Origin of the sequence: Ancylobacter sp. 3268 (assembly GCF_031456575.1) — a bacterium.
In the GTDB taxonomy this organism is placed as follows: domain Bacteria; phylum Pseudomonadota; class Alphaproteobacteria; order Rhizobiales; family Xanthobacteraceae; genus Ancylobacter.
Genome location: NZ_JAVDUX010000006.1, coordinates 173,770 through 189,366, shown reverse-complemented (window position 1 = coordinate 189,366; position 15,597 = coordinate 173,770). Strand labels below are relative to the sequence as shown.

General features: G+C 66.9%; 16 protein-coding genes and 1 tRNA gene. 8 read left to right on the top strand and 9 right to left on the bottom strand.

The window, feature by feature from the left end; translation table 11 throughout:
- Positions 1-111: 111 nt before the first annotated feature.
- Positions 112-185 (top strand) — tRNA-Gly (locus J2X65_RS10955).
- 110 nt (positions 186-295) lie between these two features.
- Here the strand turns inward: J2X65_RS10955 and J2X65_RS10950 are convergent.
- The 8 genes from J2X65_RS10950 to J2X65_RS10915 all read right to left on the bottom strand — a co-directional run bounded on the left by J2X65_RS10950 (position 296) and on the right by J2X65_RS10915 (position 6,249).
- Positions 296-745, bottom strand: a complete 450-nt coding sequence (locus tag J2X65_RS10950; protein ID WP_310200944.1) for a type II 3-dehydroquinate dehydratase — start codon at positions 743-745, stop codon at positions 296-298.
- Between the two features lie 96 nt (positions 746-841).
- Positions 842-1,468, bottom strand: coding sequence for a glutathione S-transferase (locus J2X65_RS10945; RefSeq protein ID WP_310200943.1), 627 nt, complete (start codon positions 1,466-1,468; stop codon positions 842-844).
- Positions 1,465-1,890 carry a heme-binding protein gene (locus J2X65_RS10940; protein WP_310200942.1) on the bottom strand — a complete coding sequence of 142 codons (426 nt, stop codon included), beginning with the start codon at positions 1,888-1,890 and terminating at the stop codon, positions 1,465-1,467. The genes J2X65_RS10945 and J2X65_RS10940 overlap by 4 nt, the downstream gene beginning before the upstream one ends.
- A 21-nt stretch (positions 1,891-1,911) precedes the next feature.
- Positions 1,912-2,589, bottom strand: coding sequence for a DUF1028 domain-containing protein (locus tag J2X65_RS10935; RefSeq protein ID WP_310200941.1), 678 nt, complete (start codon positions 2,587-2,589; stop codon positions 1,912-1,914).
- 14 nt (positions 2,590-2,603) lie between these two features.
- Positions 2,604-3,026, bottom strand: a complete 423-nt coding sequence (locus J2X65_RS10930) for a RidA family protein (protein WP_310200940.1) — start codon at positions 3,024-3,026, stop codon at positions 2,604-2,606.
- Positions 3,027-3,061: 35 nt separating this feature from the next.
- Positions 3,062-4,264 (bottom strand): acetylornithine deacetylase, encoded by a 1,203-nt coding sequence (argE, locus tag J2X65_RS10925; protein WP_310200939.1) that lies wholly within the window; start codon positions 4,262-4,264, stop codon positions 3,062-3,064.
- An 18-nt stretch (positions 4,265-4,282) separates the two neighbouring features.
- Complete coding sequence (locus tag J2X65_RS10920; protein ID WP_310200938.1) at positions 4,283-4,798, bottom strand: flavin reductase family protein; 516 nt, start codon at positions 4,796-4,798, stop codon at positions 4,283-4,285.
- Positions 4,795-6,249, bottom strand: a complete 1,455-nt coding sequence (locus J2X65_RS10915; RefSeq protein WP_310200937.1) for a 4-hydroxyphenylacetate 3-hydroxylase family protein — start codon at positions 6,247-6,249, stop codon at positions 4,795-4,797. Before J2X65_RS10915 ends, J2X65_RS10920 begins: the two co-directional genes overlap by 4 nt.
- Positions 6,250-6,368: 119 nt before the next feature.
- Between J2X65_RS10915 and J2X65_RS10910 the strand changes: the two genes are divergently transcribed.
- The 7 genes from J2X65_RS10910 to J2X65_RS10880 all read left to right on the top strand — a co-directional run bounded on the left by J2X65_RS10910 (position 6,369) and on the right by J2X65_RS10880 (position 13,272).
- Positions 6,369-7,313 carry a LysR family transcriptional regulator gene (locus tag J2X65_RS10910; RefSeq protein ID WP_310200936.1) on the top strand — a complete coding sequence of 315 codons (945 nt, stop codon included), beginning with the start codon at positions 6,369-6,371 and terminating at the stop codon, positions 7,311-7,313.
- 227 nt (positions 7,314-7,540) lie between these two features.
- Positions 7,541-8,134, top strand: coding sequence for a HutD family protein (locus tag J2X65_RS10905; protein WP_310200935.1), 594 nt, complete (start codon positions 7,541-7,543; stop codon positions 8,132-8,134).
- Positions 8,135-8,298: 164 nt separating this feature from the next.
- Positions 8,299-9,234 carry a glyoxylate/hydroxypyruvate reductase A gene (locus J2X65_RS10900; protein WP_310200934.1) on the top strand — a complete coding sequence of 312 codons (936 nt, stop codon included), beginning with the start codon at positions 8,299-8,301 and terminating at the stop codon, positions 9,232-9,234.
- Between the two features lie 85 nt (positions 9,235-9,319).
- Positions 9,320-10,360: an ABC transporter substrate-binding protein gene (locus J2X65_RS10895; protein ID WP_310200932.1), complete on the top strand. Its 1,041-nt coding sequence runs from the start codon at positions 9,320-9,322 to the stop codon at positions 10,358-10,360.
- A gap of 73 nt (positions 10,361-10,433) precedes the next feature.
- Positions 10,434-11,291 carry an ABC transporter permease gene (locus J2X65_RS10890; protein ID WP_310200931.1) on the top strand — a complete coding sequence of 286 codons (858 nt, stop codon included), beginning with the start codon at positions 10,434-10,436 and terminating at the stop codon, positions 11,289-11,291.
- Between the two features lie 12 nt (positions 11,292-11,303).
- Positions 11,304-12,110 (top strand): ABC transporter permease, encoded by an 807-nt coding sequence (locus J2X65_RS10885; protein WP_310200930.1) that lies wholly within the window; start codon positions 11,304-11,306, stop codon positions 12,108-12,110.
- Between the two features lie 37 nt (positions 12,111-12,147).
- Positions 12,148-13,272, top strand: coding sequence for an ABC transporter ATP-binding protein (locus tag J2X65_RS10880; protein ID WP_310200929.1), 1,125 nt, complete (start codon positions 12,148-12,150; stop codon positions 13,270-13,272).
- A 75-nt stretch (positions 13,273-13,347) separates the two neighbouring features.
- On the opposite strand, the gene J2X65_RS10875 is transcribed toward J2X65_RS10880, so the two are convergent.
- Positions 13,348-15,411 carry an EAL domain-containing protein gene (locus tag J2X65_RS10875; RefSeq protein ID WP_310200928.1) on the bottom strand — a complete coding sequence of 688 codons (2,064 nt, stop codon included), beginning with the start codon at positions 15,409-15,411 and terminating at the stop codon, positions 13,348-13,350.
- Positions 15,412-15,597 lie beyond the last annotated feature (186 nt).

Sequence of the window (15,597 nt, the reverse complement as noted above, 5' to 3'; positions counted from 1 at the left end):
CCGGTACTTCTTGTGGGTAGCGGCGTTCGCGATCCCTGTGCGAAGCCTCGCCAACTTCGCGCAAACCCCTTGAACGGTGCGCGCCAGCCCCCTAATGTGCGCCGCGTCGATGCGGGCGTAGTTCAATGGTAGAACGGCAGCTTCCCAAGCTGCATACGAGGGTTCGATTCCCTTCGCCCGCTCCAGCTTCCCTTCAGCTGATGGTCGGAATTGCCCGCGCCTCATGAGTGCCCCATCGGGCGACGGGGAGCGACGAGCGGCCGAGGCATTTTCGCGCGCTCAGGCGACTTGACCGTCAGACATCGCCGCGCAGCTGCGCCACCAACGCCTCGATGGCGAGTTCGTAGCCCATCGGTCCGGCGCCGATGATGCAGCCGGTCACGGCGGCGGAGAGTGGCGAGAAATGCCGCAGCTTTTCGCGCTTGAACACATTGCTCACATGCACCTGGAAGGCCGGCTTGCCCAGCGCCGATAGCGCGTCGAGCAGGCCGATCGAGCCGTAGGACAGGCTGGCGGCATTGATGATCACGCCGTCCGCCTCCGTCCGCGCTGCCTGGATCCAGTCGATCAGCACGCCTTCGTGGTTCGATTGGCGAAAGCGCAACGTGGCGCCCAAGCCGGCCGCCTTCGCCTCGCAGCGCTTGCCGATATCGGCCAGCGTCAGGCTGCCATAGGGGCCGTTCGGGTCGAGCCCGTAGAGATTGGCATTGGGGCCGTTGACGACGTCGATGCGCAGGGCGGTCACGGGCAGGCTCCGCTGGAAACAAGGGAAAAGCGCGGCACGGCGCTCGCGCGGCAGTCTCGATAAGGGAATGCTCGCCGGTCGCCTGCGCAGAAGGGCTCAGGCGACATGCTCGCGCGGGCGGGTTGCCGCCATGGCGGGGCGCTCGTCGAAGGCGGCGAACCAGGCCGCCGCCTGCGGCCGTCCCTCGCGCCAGCCGAGATCGGCATAGCGGAAGTCGAGATAGCCGAGCGCGCAGCCGAGGGTGATGGCACCGATGGTCGGCTGCGCATCACCGTGCAGTTCCGGCGCCAGCGCCTCGATGCGGTCGAGCGCGCCGGCGATCTTGGCGAGCTGCGCCCGCGTCCAGTCCGGCCAGCGCAGTTCGGCGGGGCGCGGCACGGTCTCGTAGCGGTTGGCGATGGCGGCATCGAGCAGGCCGTCGCCGAGCGCCTGCTGCGTCAGCGCCGCCCAGCGCGCCGGTCCGCTCGCGGGGAACAGTGCGGTGTCGCCGGCGGTGGCGGCGAGGTACTCGCAGATCACCGGGCTATCGAACAGCACGCTGCCATCGTCGAGGACCAGCGCCGGGATCTTGCCGAGCGGGTTGAAATCGACCAGCGCCGGATCGCGCTGCAGCGGGCTCGCCGGATTGAACTCGATCTCGAGCTTGCCGGCGAGACCGATTTCGAGCGCGACGGCCATCACCTTGCGGACATAGGGCGAGGTCGGAGCATAGATGAGCTTCATGGGATCTGGTCCTCCGCGCCGATGGCGGCGAGCCCCGCCCGCGCCACTTCGACATCCTCGGCGCCCTTGCCGGAGCCGACGCCGATGGCGCCGAGACATTGGCCGTCGATGATGATCGGCAGGCCGCCTTCGAGGTTGGTCAGCCGCTGGCCGGCGGCGAGCGACAGCTTCACCTCGTCCTTGGGGTTCAGCCGCGACGAGGGCTGGCGATGCGAGGCGGCGGTCACCGCCTTGGACATAGAGGTCTCGCGGGAGAGCAGCTTGGCGCCGTCCATGCGAACATAGGCGAGCAGGTTGCCGCCCTCGTCGACGATGGTGATGTTCTGCGGCACGCCAAGCTCGGTGGCCTTGGCGAGCGCGCCGGCGAGCGCCTTCAGCGCGCCCTCATGGGTCAGCTTGAGGGCAGGGCGGGTAATGGACATGGCAACCTCACTCATCGCGCGTCATTCGTCGCCCGGCACGCCGTAGGACGGCGCGGTGGACGGGTCGAGCGCGCGGGTGACATAGGTCTCCAGCTGCGGCTTCCACAGCTCCCACAGGCTGGCGAGCTCGGCCATGACGTCGCCGTCCGACCAGTCGATGCGCAGATCGGCCACCGGCCACGCCACCTTGTCGACGATCAGCAGGCCGACCGAATGCACCGGGCCTTCCTCGCCGCCGGCCGCCACCGCCGCCTGCATGGCGGCGACCAGCCTGTCGCCGAGATCGGCGTTGGGCATGGCGAGGAAGGCATCGACCATCGCCTGCGGCACCGCCTCGGACGACAGCAGGTTGCCCGCCGCCGCCACGTCCGGCGCATGGGCGATGGTGTGGGTGCCGAGCGTCTTTACGCCGGAATGGCCCACCGAATGGCCGGTCTTGTCCAGCACCACCACCTGCCGATAGTCGAAATACGGCGCCTCTTGCTTGAAGCGCGCCATCACCTGGTCGGCCGAGAGGCCCTGCGCCATCAGGTCGAGCCCCTTGGGTCCGAGCGTCGGGTCAGTGATGTTCTGCGTCGCCACCACCCCGACGTCGGCACGGGCATGGGCGCAGCGTGCCGCCACCGCCGGCGAGGAGGAGGAGACCGCGATGCCGAAGCGCCCGGTGCGGGCGCAGCGGGCGGAGATGGAGAAGGTCACTTGGCGTCTCCCGCTCAGGCGGCGTCGGGGATGACGGCGGTTACCTCGATCTCCACCACCCATTCCGGCCGCGCCAGCGCCGGCACCACGAGGCCGGTCGAGCAGGGGAACACGCCCTTCAGCCACTTGCCCATCTCCTGATAGACCGCCTCGCGGTACCGGATATCGGTGAGATAAACGACGATGCGGCAGATATGGCTCATGTCGCTGCCGGCTTCCTCCAGTAGCATCTTGATGTTGGCCATCGCCTTCTCGGTCTGCTTGCCGGCATCGCCGACATGGAGGCTCTCGCGGGTGTCGAGATCCTGCGCCACCTGGCCGCGCAGGAACACCATGGTGCCCCGCGCCACCACGCCCTGGCTGAGGTCGTTGTTCAGCTTCTGCTCGGGATAGGTTTCCTTGGTGTTGAACGGGCGGATGCGGGTGTGCACGACCATGGGAAGGGCCTCGTTGGAGAGTAGAAGGACGGGGGTCAGAAAAGCGCGTCGGTAGGGGCGTCGCCAAGCGTCAGCGCAAGCCGGCGCATCAGGCGTTCGGCGCTGGCGAGTTCGTCGAGGCCGATCCATTCGTCGGCCTTGTGTGCGCGGGCGATGTCGCCGGGGCCGCACACCAGCGTCGGAATGCCGGCCTCGTCATAGAGCCCGGCCTCGGTGCCGTAGGCGAGGGTGATCGGCGCCGCGTTGGAGCCGAGCAGCCACGCGAGCTTGGCGGCGGCGGGCAGGTCGGCCGGGGTGTCGAGGCCGGGATAGGCGCTGATCGGCTCCACCGCGATGCCGGCCTCTGGCGCCTGTGCTATGAGCTCGGCGCGCACCTCGGCGACCAGCGCATCGATCCGCGCGCGGATTCCGGCGGCGTCGGCACCGGGAATGGTGCGCACCTCATATTCGAGCACCGCACGGTCCGGCACCAGGTTCAGCGCCCCGCCGCCATGCAGCGAGCCGACATGCACCGTGGTGTAAGGCGGTTCGAAGGCGGCGTCGGTGATCGTCCTGAGCGAGGCGCCGATCGCCTCCAGCCCGACGACGATCTTCGCGGCGGCGGCTACCGCATTGGCCGCGCGGTGTGGCAGGGCGGAATGCCCGCCCTTGCCGGTGACGACGAGGCGATTGGCGAACTTGCCCTTATGGGCGCGGGCGACCTTGAGCGAACTCGGCTCCCCGACCAGGCACAGCGCCGGCGGCACCGGCAGGGCCGCGGTGGCGGCGACGAGATCGGGCGCGCCGGCGCAGCCGACTTCCTCGTCATAGGAGAAGCACAGATGCACCGGCCGGACGGTGGCGCGGCGCACGAAATCCGGCACCGCCGCCAGCACGGTGGCGAGGAAGCCCTTCATGTCGCTCGAGCCGCGGCCATAGAGGCGGCCGTCGCGGATGGTGGCGGCGAAGGGCGGCGTCGACCAGCCCTGCCCCTCCACCGGCACCACGTCGGTATGGGCGGAGAGCGCGAGGCCCGGCCGATCCGCCGGGCCGATGGTGGCGAGCAGCGAGGCCTTGTCGCCGGCGGCGTTGGGGAGGCGGCAGCTTTCGACGCCATGTCCCGCGAGATAGGCCTCGATATAGTCGATGACCGGCAGGTTTGAGACGGCGCTGATCGAGGGGATGGCGATCAGGTCGGACAGCAGGCGCAGCAACTCGGCGGAGGGTTGATCTTCCGCCGCTCCGGCCTCGACAGGCATCGCCCCCACGCTCATGCCTCAGACCACATGCAGCTTGTGGTAGCCGCGGTTGGAATAGACCAGCGGCTTGGTCTCCAGGCTCTCCAGCGCCACCACTTCGCCGGCGATGATGTGATGGGTGCCGAATTCGAACACGCTGGCGATCCGGCAGTCGAAGCGGCACAGGGCATCGCGCAAGGCGGGCGAGCCGGTGTGCAATGCGTCCCACTCCGCCACCGCGAAGCGGTCCTCGCGCAGTTCCGGGATCAGGCCGGCGAAGCTGTCGGCGACGCGGTGCTGGTCATGGGCGAGGATGTTGGCGACGAACACCTTGTTGGCGAGCAGCGTCGGCAGGATCCGGCTGCCCTTGTGCAGGCAGAACAGCACCGAGGGCGGTTCCATCGACAGCGAGCACAGCGAGGACACGGTGACGCCGCCACGTCCGGCGTCGCCGTCAGTCGTGACCACCGTCACGCCCGAGGCGGTGCGCCCCATGGCCTGGCGGAAGAGGGCGGCGTCAATTCCGTGGCCTTGCCCGTGTCCCGGCTCGCTCATTTTCCGGTTCCCATCACCTTGTCCGACAGGCCGGCCGCCTTGCGCACGAAGTCGAGCGGGCCGGAGAAGTCGAAGCTGTTGTACACGGCGTTCAGGTGGTTGAAGTGCGGCGCCTGCGCGAACTGCACGAAGGTCAGCCGGTGGCCGGCATAGTCGGAATTGAGCAGGTCGCGGGCGAAGGCCAGCAGCTTGCGGCGGTCCTCGCTCTCCCACTGCTTGTTCAGCGAGTAGAACTTCTGCAGCCACGGGCCGGACCCCTCGGATTCGAAGGCGGCTGAATTCGGGGTGACGCAGATCTGCCCGCCGCAGAGCTCGCGGGCGATGTGCATCATCGCCGGCAGGCCGCTGCAGGCATGCACGCGGCCGGCATAGAGCATCGACTGATTGGGCATCAGCAACCCGCCGGGGCTCTTCTCGGCGAGCGTGATCGAGGCGGTCAGATGCGCGTTGATGCCCTCGCGATAGACCACGAGGTCGGCCAGCTTCTCGCGCACAGATTGCAGCTTGTCGAGGCCGGTCTGCTTGGCGTTGAACATCGCCGCGCCGATCATCATGTCGGCGACATAGAGCAGGCGGTGCACATAGGGGAAGGCCGAGTAGCGGTGCAGCGTGGCGCGGATGAACTGCGCCGCCTTGGTGTGCCGGTAGAAGAACACATTTTCCCAGGGGATCAGCACGTTGTCGAAGATCACCAGCGATTCGACCTCGTCGAATTTGTTGGCGAGCGGATAGTCCTTCGGGTTGTTGCGGCCGGCGAAGGAGGAGCGGCAGATCTGCTTCACTCCCGGCGCGCCCATGTCGATGATGCCGCCCACCGCGTAGTCGGACAGCGTCTCGTTGGTCCAGGCGCCGACGGTCGGCTTCAGGAAGGCCTGGTCGGCGTAAGCCGCGGCGGTCTCGTATTTGGCGCCGCGGATGACGATGCCGGCATCGGTCTCCTTGACCACATGTACCATCATGTCGGGGTCCTGCTCCTGCGGCGGCAGCGAGCGGTCGCCCTTGGGATCGGTGTTGGCCGAGATGTGGAAGATGTCGTTGTCGAAGATGTTCTGCACGTGCCGGTCGACATTGTCGGCGAAGCGCGGGTCGAACTCGGCGAGCACGTCGCGCCCGTCGATCAGCGACCACACCTCGCCGATGGTCTCGTCGCCGACGCGGGTGACCACGCCGCCAATGTCCTGCATTACCGAATCGACGGCCTCGACCTTGTCGGTCCAGTCCTTGGTCTCGCGCGGCGGCTTGTAGAAGATGGTGTTGCGCTTGTTGTCTTCGACGTAGGTCAGGCGGTCCTGGTACGTCGTCTCATGGGCCATGTCGTACATGCGGGCGCGAACGTCGACGATCGGCTTGAAGGCCGGGTGCTGGGTGACGTCCTTCACCCGCTCGCCGTCCATCCAGACCTCACGGCCGTCCTGAAGTCCCTCACGATACTGGTCGCCGGTACGGATCATGATTCCATCCTTATTCCTGTGAGGAAATATTGCGTCGCCGGAATAGATCGGTAAAATATTTTCATTCATTTTTTGGGATAAAAAAATCCGATGCGAGTAGCTGCGATGCAGGTGATCCGATGAACGTGTCGCTCCGGGCCCTGCGCTACGTCGTGGCGACCGCCGATTTCGGCAATCTCACCGAGGCGGCGAAGTTCCTGAACGTTTCACAGCCGTCGATCTCCGCTGCCGTCGCCCAGTTCGAGGCCGAATGCGGGGTGCAGATCTTCGTGCGCCATCATGCCAAGGGCGTCACCACCACCATCGCCGGCACCCGCATCATCAACGAGGCGCGCCTGCTGCTCAACCACGCCCGCGACTTCGGCCAGAACGCCCGGGCGATGGCGGACGAGGTGCGCGGCGAAATCACGGTGGGCTGCTTCTGGACGCTCGCCACCCACTTCATGCCGAGCCTGCTCTCCGACTTTGCCGAGAGCCATCCCGGCATCTCGGTCAGCCTCGACGAGGGTGACCAGGCGCAGATCCTCGACGCCATCATCTCCGGCCGCACCGAACTGGCCTTCTCCTATGAATTCGCGGTGCCGGAAGAGGTGGTGGCCGAGCCGCTGGCGGAACTGCCGCCCTATGTGGTGCTGCACCCCGATCATCCGCTTGCCCAGCGCGACAATGTCCGGCTCGCCGATCTGAAGGACGAGCCCTTCATCCTGCTCGACCTGCCGCATTCGCGCGACTATTTCCTCGGCCTGTTCCGCTCGGTCGGCATCGAGCCGAAGATCGCCTTCCGCTCCAAAGCCTATGAGCTCACCCGCGGCCTGGTCGGCCACGGGCGCGGCTACACCATCCAGAACGTCATGCCGCGCACCCAGACCACGCATGATGGCTGCCGCGTGGCGGCGGTGCCGCTGGTGGAGCGGCTGGAGCCGGTGCATCTGGTCAGCCTGCGGCTGCGACGCCAGGCCCCGCGCCCGGCGGTGGAGGTGTTCGCCCGGCATTTGAAGGAATCGTTTTCCGCCAGCGGCGTCTTCGCCCCCGGCACCCTGTCACCGCGGGTGACGATACGGTAGGTGGGGCGCGGCCTCCCCCCCCGCTGCCCGTCCTGTCGGCCGGCCGTCTCATGGAGAGGGCGCAGAGCGGTTCCGGCTTCCATAACCACGCCCTATGCAATCCATCGGCAAACTGTTGCCACGGCTCCGCTTCTTGCGATTGCCGGAGCGTGACGACGCTGGCTAGTCTCCCGCCTCTTTGGCCGAGGGGTGCGTTGCCGGCGAGTCCGGCGGCGCGGGAGTGCATCATGTCGCTGAAAGTCCTGACCATGTCCGACTATGTCGTCACGCCGTGGAAGAACGGCGGCGGCGTCACCAGCGACGTGTTCCTGTTCCCCGATGGCGCGACGCAGGAGAATTTCGACATCCGCCTCAGCTTGGCACCCATCGTCACCGAAGGAGCATTCTCTTCCTTCCCCGGCATTGATCGCCACATCACCCGTCTCAGCGTCAGTCCGCTCGGGCTGGTCTTCGGTGGCGAGACCCGGGAGCTGAAGCGGCTCGAGCCGCTTTATTTCGACAGCGTGCTGCAGCCGCGCTCGGTGTTGCCGGAAGGGCCGGCGCAGGTGCTCAACGTCATGACCCGGCGCGGGCGCTGGAATGCGCAGGTGATGCCGGTGATGGGTGCCAACGAGCCGCTGCTGGCGGTGCCGGATGACGGCCTCGTCGTGCTGCACGCCGTCACCGGCACCTGGCAGGTCGGCGACCGCGTCGGCTCGGTGATCGTCCGGCCGGGCGAGACGCTGATTTCGCGCGAGGAATCGACGCTGCGCGCCTCCTCGCAGCGCGACGGCGAGGCGATCGTCGCCTTTTTGTCGCCCACGCGCCGTCACGACGACTAGATTTAGTTTTCCAATCTTGGGTAACAATAAAAAGTATTTTTCTATTTAGCTCGCAGCCGCAACATTTCCTGTCAGGAAAAACACCGATAGGAGTTGCCCCCGATGCAGTGCTTCGCCCACCCTGCGCGCCTCATGGTCGAGGCAACAGCTTGGGACGCTCTGTGATGGGACGCGATGCGCTGGTTTTCTACAGCCCTGTCGATAGCGCCGAGGAATGGCGCCAGGCGCTCGCCAACGAGCTGCCGGATCTCGATTTTCGCGTGGATCCCGAGGTCGGCGATCCGTCCGAGGTGCGCTACGTGCTCGCCTGGACCCCGCCGGACGGATTCTTCGCCCGCTTTCCGAACCTCAGGCTGGTGACCAATCTTGGCGCCGGCGTGGACCGGCTGGTCAATCGCGACGACCTCGTGCCGGTGCATTTCTCCCGCCTCAACGACCCCGGCATGGTGGCGATGATGACGAGCTATGTCGTCTTCGCCGTCACCCGCTACGCCCGCGACATGCACGTCTTCGAACGCGCCAAGCGGCGTGGCGAGTGGGAATATGTGCATCCGCGCCCGCTCGCCGACATCACGGTCGGCGTGCTCGGCCTCGGCGAGCTCGGTGCCCCGGCGGCCGCCATGCTGGCGCAGATGGGCTATGCCGTTTCCGGCTGGTCGCGGTCGAGCAAGGCCATCCCCGGCGTGCGCTCGCTCACCGGGCGCGAGGGGCTGGAGACCATCCTTGCCGAAAGCGAGATCCTGGTCAGCCTCATCCCGCTCACCCGCGAATCGCGTGGCCTGCTCGGCGCCGCCGAGCTGGCGCTGATGCCGAAGGGCGCCAAGTTCATCAACGCGTCGCGCGGGCCGGTGGTCGACGAGGCGGCGCTGATCGCCGCGCTCACCTCCGGTGCCATCGCCGAGGCGACGCTGGACGTCTTCAACGTCGAGCCGCTGCCGTCCGAGCACCCGTTCTGGGCGCTCGACAACGTGTTCATCACGCCGCACATGGCGAGCATCACCGTGCCGGCGCTCGCCGCCCGCGACGTCGCCGAGAGCATCCGTCGCGTGCGTGCCGGCCAGCCGCCGCTGCACGAAATCGATCCCGCCCGCGGCTACTAGGCCGCGTGCACGCAGGTCCGCGACCGACGATGCCGCGACCGCAAGAACCGGTGGCTCAAGCCGCCCAATGAAGAGAGGTGGAACTATGAAGAAGTTTGCATTCGCACTGGGTGCCGTCGTCGCCGGTACATTTGCCGTCATGGCCTCGGCGACCGTCGCCTCGGCCCAGGAGAAGCTGGTGATCAGCACCTGGGGTGGCAACTGGAAGGAAGGCGTCGACATCGTCGGCAAGGAATTCACCAAGCGCACCGGCGTCCCGGTGGAGTACATCACCGGTGGCACGCTGGACCGCCTGGCCAAGGCCAAGGTCGCCCGCGACAATCCCGAGTCGGACCTCATCAACACCACCGCCCATGTCGGCTACCTCTATCATTCCGACGGACTGATGGAGAAGCTGGACTGGTCCAAGATCCCGAACGCCGCCAAGCTCTACCCGATGGCGAAGCGCTCGGACTACACCGTCGCCGACTATGTCTATGTCTACACGCCCGCCTTCCGCACCGACCTGATGCCGAAGGACTTCAAGATCGACAGCTGGGAGACCCTGTGGGGCGCCGAGGTTGCCGGCAAGCTCGGCCTGCCGGACTTCGACCCCAGCCATGTCATCATCGCCGCCACCAAGCTTGCCGGCGTGAAGCCGGAAGAGTGGGACAAGGTGAAGCCGAAGCTGCTTGAGCTGAAGAAGAGCATCAAGGCCTTCTACCAGTCGGACGCCACCAGCCAGAACCTAATCCGCACCGGCGAGACCCCGGTGCAGGTGTTGTTGAACATCAACGGCTACCACATCCAGAAGCTCGGTATCCCGGTCGAGATCGACGTGCCGAAGGAAGGCGCGGTTGCCGGCACCGACGTGTGGGGCATCAACAAGAACTCGAAGAAGAAGGCGCTTGCCGAGCAGTTCCTCAACATCGCGCTCGAGCCGGAAATGCTGGCCAAGCTGTGCAACTTCCACAAGTGCTCGCCGATGAGCGGTGAAGCCAAGCTGGATCCGGAAGTTGCCAAGCTGCCGGGCATCTTCACCAGTCAGGAAGAGATCGAGAAGGGGGCCATCGTGCTCGACGACAAGACCTATGCCACCCTGCTGCCGCAGTGGAAGGCGTGGTTCACCGAGAACATGATGCACTGATCGCCGCTATGCCCGTTTCCCGGCCGGCGGCCCGTGTCGCCGGCCGGGCCTCTGTCCTGAGACCCGAGAACCGATGATCCAGAAGCGCCCCTTCTTCATCACCTTCCTGGCGCCGGCGGTGCTCACCGCGGTGATCCTGGCCGCCGCCATCTTCGAGGTGCTGCAATACAGCGTGCGCGAGTTCATCCCCGGCTCGCTGAATGTGGGTGGCTTCACCTTCGCCAACTTCGCCGCTCTCAACAAGCCGATCTACTGGTGGGTGCTGGCTGATACCTTCTTCATCAGCCTGCTCACTGCCGTGTTCTCGCTGCTGGCTTCCTACCCGGTCGCCTATGCGCTGGTGCGGGCGAAGCGCGATTGGGTGCGCTCGGCGCTGGTTTCGCTGTCCATCACCCCGCTGTTCACCGGCGAGATCGTGCGCACCTTCTCCTGGATGCTCACGCTGGGCACCGACGGCTTCATCAACTCGGTGCTGCGCAAGCTCGGCGTCATCGATATGCCGATCCAGCTCATGTACACCCGCTTCGGCGTGGTGGTGGCGCTGGTGCAGTTCTCCATGCCGGTGATGATCATCCTGCTCGCTACCGCCATCGCCCATGTCGACCGCGATTGCGAGCGCGCCGCCGCCAATCTCGGCGCCTCGCCTTCGGCGGTGTTCTGGCGGGTCACCCTTCCGCTGACCCTGCCGGGCATCCTGTCCGGCATCGTGGTGGTGTTCGCCTGGACCATGAGCGCCTTCTCCACCCCCCAGCTCATCGGCGGCGGCAAGATCCTGATGATTTCTAATCTCGCCTATCTCCAGGGCTTCTCGGTGCTCAACCTGCCCTTCGCCGCGACGCTGAGCCTGATCGCCCTTGTCTGCGCCCTCGGCAGCCTCGCGCTGATGAAGGGCGTCACCGGCCGCATCGAGCGGCGCCTCGCGGTCAACTGAGGAGCCTGGCCCATGCGGTCGCAAAAAATCGGCTCCATCGCCTTCTGGAGCCTCGTGGTCGCGCTGCTGACCTATATGACGCTGCCGACCATCGTGGTGCTGATGACCTCGGTGAATCCCACCGAGATCCTCGCCTTCCCGCCGCAGGGCGTGTCGTTCGACTGGTACGTCAAGGCGGTGACCTATCCGGACTTCCAGATCGCCTTCAAGAACGGGCTGATCGTCACCGCCTGCGCCTCGACGCTGGCCCTGATCGTCGGTTCCGCCTTCGCCTGGTTGATCCACCACTACGAGTTCCGCGGCCGCGGCCTGCTGGAAGGCGTGCTGTGGTCGCCGCTGATCATCCCGCACTTCACCCTCGGCTTCGGCTTCCTGCTGCTCGGCGGCGCCTTCGGGGTGCAGCAGGGCTATGTGATGATCGTGCTGGCGCACATGGTGCTGGTCATGCCGTTCGTGACCCGCGCGGTGCATGTCAGCCTCGCCAATATCGATCCGGCGCTGGCCCGCGCCGCCGCCAATCTCGGCGCCTCGCCGTTCCAGGTGCTGACGCGGGTCACCCTGCCGCTGGTGGTGCCGGGCATGGCGGGCGGCTGGCTCATCGCCGCGGTGCTGTCGCTCACCGAGTTCACCGCCTCGCTCTACGTCACCGGCTCGCGCACCCAGACGCTGCCGGTCGCCATGTACAATTACATCCGCGAATATGCCGACCCCACCGTGTCGGCGATCTCGGCGCTGCTCATCATCGCCACCACGCTCATCATGCTGGTGGCCGACCGCACCATCGGGCTGCGCCGTGTCCTTGCCATCGACACGCACTGACCGCCGTGAACTGACCTTGCCGGAGATGCCTGAGACCATGACTGAGACCGCCATCATCCATCCGTCGAAGGAGACCGGCAGCGCCGTCGACATCGTGCGGGTGCGGAAGGACTTCGGCTCGGCGGTCGGCGTCGCCGACGTGTCGCTCACGATTGGCAAGGGCGAGTTCGTCACCCTGCTCGGCCCCTCGGGCTGCGGCAAGTCGACCCTTCTCGGCATGATCGCCGGTTTCGTCACCCCCACCGCCGGCAAGATTGTCGTGGACGGCACCGACATCACCGATCTGGAGCCCTACCGGCGCGATATCGGCATGGTATTCCAGTCCTATGCGCTGTTTCCGCATATGAACGTCCACGACAACATCGCCTTCGGCCTGAAGATGCGCAGGCTTCCCGCCGCCGAGGTGGAGAAGGAGGTCGCCCGCGCCATCGCCATGATGAAGCTGGAGGGCTTCGAGGCCCGCCGCGTGCGTCAGCTTTCCGGCGGCCAGCAGCAGCGCGTGGCGCTGGCCCGCGCCATCGTCATCCGTCCCAAGGTGCTGCTGCTCGACGAGCCGCTGTCGGCGCTCGACAAGAACCTGCGCGCCCAGATGCAGGTCGAACTGTCCGAACTGCACCGCAAGACCGGGCTCACCACCATCTTCGTCACCCATGATCAGGGCGAGGCGCTGTCGCTTTCCGACCGCATCGTGGTGATGAACAAGGGCGCGGTGCAGCAGGTCGCGGCGCCGATCGAGCTGTACCGCCAGCCGGCCAACGGTTTCGTCGCCTCCTTCATCGGCGAGATCAACGCGCTGCCGCCGGGGCGGTGCGAGCTGAAGGACGGCACCGCCTCGCTGGTGCTGCCCGGCGTCGGTCCGCTCGTCTTTCCCGCCGTGCCCGCCTCCGGCTTTGCGCCGGGCCGGCAGGTGCGCGCCTTCCTGCGGCCCGAACATGTGCGGCCGGTGTCGGCGGGCGCGGCCGGGCCGAACGTCGTCACCGGCAAGGTGGAGGCGCACATCTATCAGGGCTCGCACACCATCACCCGCGTGGTGGTGGAGGGCATCGGGCTGGTCGAAACGCGGGTCACCGGCGCGGATATCGTGGCCAGCGCCCCGGTGGGGGCGCCGCTGGCGCTTGCCTTCGATCTCAGCGAGGCCGTGCTGCTCGACGCTGCCGCCTGAAGCGGGCCGGAGGCGTGTGGTGGACGCGCCGCCGCTACGGCTGCCCGACCGCCCGGCCATGTCGGGGCCGATGCGTCAGCCGAGGGCGGCTTCCGCGGTCTGCGGGTGGTGGAAGTAGAAGCCCTGGTACTTGGTGACGCCGAGCTGGCGCAGCTTGCTGAGCTGGGCATCGGTCTCCACCCCCTCGGCGACGAGTTCGAGGTCGAGCGAATGGGCGATGGAGATCGCCGCCTTCATCAGGGCCTCGTCGATGGGGTCGTCGAGCAGGTCGCGCGTCACCCGCCAGTCGATCTTGATGCCGTCGACCGGCAGCTGCTTCAGCGTGTCGAACGAATTGTAGCCATTGCCGAAATCGTCGAGATAAACCCGGATGCCGCGCCCGCGCAGCTGCGAAAGCAGGGGGGTGACCTCGTCGAGGCTGTGGATGGCCTCGGTCTCGGTGATCTCGATCCGGAGCGCCGCCTCGCAGCCGGGATGCAGGTCGAGGAGTTGGATGAACTCCTTCTGGAAACCGGTGTCGGCCAGGGCGCGCGCGCCGATATTGACCGAGATGTAGCGTGTCACGCCACGTCGCACCAGCCGCGCGGCATAGGAGACAGCGCGTCGGCACACCCAGCTGTCGATCCGCCGCATGAGCCCGAGCCGTTGGGCGGCGGGCAGGAAATGCGCCGGGCCATGGACCCCGCCGTCATCGTCGGCAAGGCGGATCAGCGCCTCGTAGCCCAGCGGCTCGCCGTCGACGCCGACGATCGCCTGGAGGTCGAGAATGAGGCGGTCGAGCTCCAGCGCGCTGCGGATGCGCTCGGCCCAGCTTACCCGCTCATTGGTATCGGAGACCTTGGGGTCGCCGGCGTCGTAGAGCTGCACCCGGTCGCGACCGGATTCTTTCGCCACGCAGCAGGCGGTATCGGCGCACACCAGCAGCGCGCTTGCCGAAGAGGTCGGCCCGCCGGTGCGGGCAAGGCCGATGCTCAGATTGAGCGCGAAGCTGTGTCCGTTGATGAGGAACGGATGGCTGCGGGTGGCGGTGGCGAGGCGGGTGACGATGCGCTGTGCCTCGCTCTCGTCGACCCCGACCAGCAGCACCGCGAAGCTGTCGCCGCCTATGCGGGCGATCAGGTCGTCGGTGCGCAGCCGGCTGCGCAGGAACAGCGCGAAGTCGACCAGCAGCCGGTCGCCGGCGGCGTGGCCGACAAGGTCGTTGACGGTCTTGAAGTGATCGATATCGATGAAGCCGAGCCAGATTTCCGGCTGGTCCTCTTCCTCGGCGAGGAGCTGGTCGATGCGCTCTTCGAGTGCGAAGCGGTTGGGCAGCCCGGTCAGCGCGTCGCTGCGGGCCTGCCGCGACACCAGGCGCGCGAATTCGGTGAGCGCCGCCGCCTGTTCCTCCACTTGCGAGCGGGCGTCGATGAGTTCCTGCTCGCGGCGCTTCTGCGCGGTGACATCGGTCCAGATGGCGACGAGGCAGCCATCCTCCATGCGCCGGTGTCCGGCCAGCAGCCAGATGCCGTTGCCGAGCGCGATCTCGACCCGCCGCTCGGCATCGGGACCGGGGCGGCCGGCGAGCAGCCCCAGCATGTCGCCATTGGTGCCGGGGGCGAACAGCCCCGCCTGTTGCGCCGCCGCGATGGCATCCTCGAAGCGCTCGCCGGCCTTCAGCGCGACTCCCGCCGAGGCGAAGAGCCGGCCCATGCTGGCATTGGTGAGGATGATCCGCCCATCGGGGTCAAGCAGGATGAAGCCCTCGCCGATGCCGTTGATGGCGTCGCGCAGCTTCTGCTCCACTTCCTTCAGTTCGCTGATGTCGGTCCAGGTGGAGACGATGCCGCCGGTGGGGGTACGACGCTCGCGCACCCGTGCCCAGCCGCCGGTCTCCAGCGGAATGTCGAAGGGCTCGCCATCGGCGAGGTGGTGGCGGCGCATGCGCTCGACGACATAGGCATCGGGATCGCTCACCCGGCTCCATTCGCCGCACGGCACCGAGGCGAGGGCGAAGAAGTTCAAACCTTCGAGATCGCCGAGCGCGGAGAGGAAAGGGAACAGCTCGATGAAGCGGGCATTGTGGACGACGAGGCGGTCGTCGGCGTCGAACAGGGCAAAACCGTCGCTCAGGAAATCGAGCGCGCTGTGCACATCCACATCCCCGCCTCGTGACGAACGCCGCGCCACGGCTGCACGACCGTGCAACCCCGGTTCGTCGGAAACGCCAGCCTTGGCCATGAGATGCGGTCCCCCCTCGCAATCCTCAATGTCATCGATGACGGTAGCGGGCCTATAGTCAATAGCTGAAACATGCGGAAAAGACTGTCGAATAATACCTCTCTC

Coding starts and splice junctions, on each gene's coding strand:
- J2X65_RS10945 (WP_310200943.1), bottom strand. CDS start 1,468: ATGAAGCTCATCTATGCTCCGACCTCGCCCTATGTCCGCAAGGTGATG.
- J2X65_RS10940 (WP_310200942.1), bottom strand. CDS start 1,890: ATGTCCATTACCCGCCCTGCCCTCAAGCTGACCCATGAGGGCGCGCTG.
- J2X65_RS10930 (WP_310200940.1), bottom strand. CDS start 3,026: ATGGTCGTGCACACCCGCATCCGCCCGTTCAACACCAAGGAAACCTAT.
- argE (WP_310200939.1), bottom strand. CDS start 4,264: ATGCCTGTCGAGGCCGGAGCGGCGGAAGATCAACCCTCCGCCGAGTTG.
- J2X65_RS10920 (WP_310200938.1), bottom strand. CDS start 4,798: ATGAGCGAGCCGGGACACGGGCAAGGCCACGGAATTGACGCCGCCCTC.
- J2X65_RS10915 (WP_310200937.1), bottom strand. CDS start 6,249: ATGATCCGTACCGGCGACCAGTATCGTGAGGGACTTCAGGACGGCCGT.
- J2X65_RS10910 (WP_310200936.1), top strand. CDS start 6,369: ATGAACGTGTCGCTCCGGGCCCTGCGCTACGTCGTGGCGACCGCCGAT.
- J2X65_RS10905 (WP_310200935.1), top strand. CDS start 7,541: ATGTCGCTGAAAGTCCTGACCATGTCCGACTATGTCGTCACGCCGTGG.
- J2X65_RS10900 (WP_310200934.1), top strand. CDS start 8,299: ATGGGACGCGATGCGCTGGTTTTCTACAGCCCTGTCGATAGCGCCGAG.
- J2X65_RS10895 (WP_310200932.1), top strand. CDS start 9,320: ATGAAGAAGTTTGCATTCGCACTGGGTGCCGTCGTCGCCGGTACATTT.
- J2X65_RS10890 (WP_310200931.1), top strand. CDS start 10,434: ATGATCCAGAAGCGCCCCTTCTTCATCACCTTCCTGGCGCCGGCGGTG.
- J2X65_RS10885 (WP_310200930.1), top strand. CDS start 11,304: ATGCGGTCGCAAAAAATCGGCTCCATCGCCTTCTGGAGCCTCGTGGTC.
- J2X65_RS10880 (WP_310200929.1), top strand. CDS start 12,148: ATGACTGAGACCGCCATCATCCATCCGTCGAAGGAGACCGGCAGCGCC.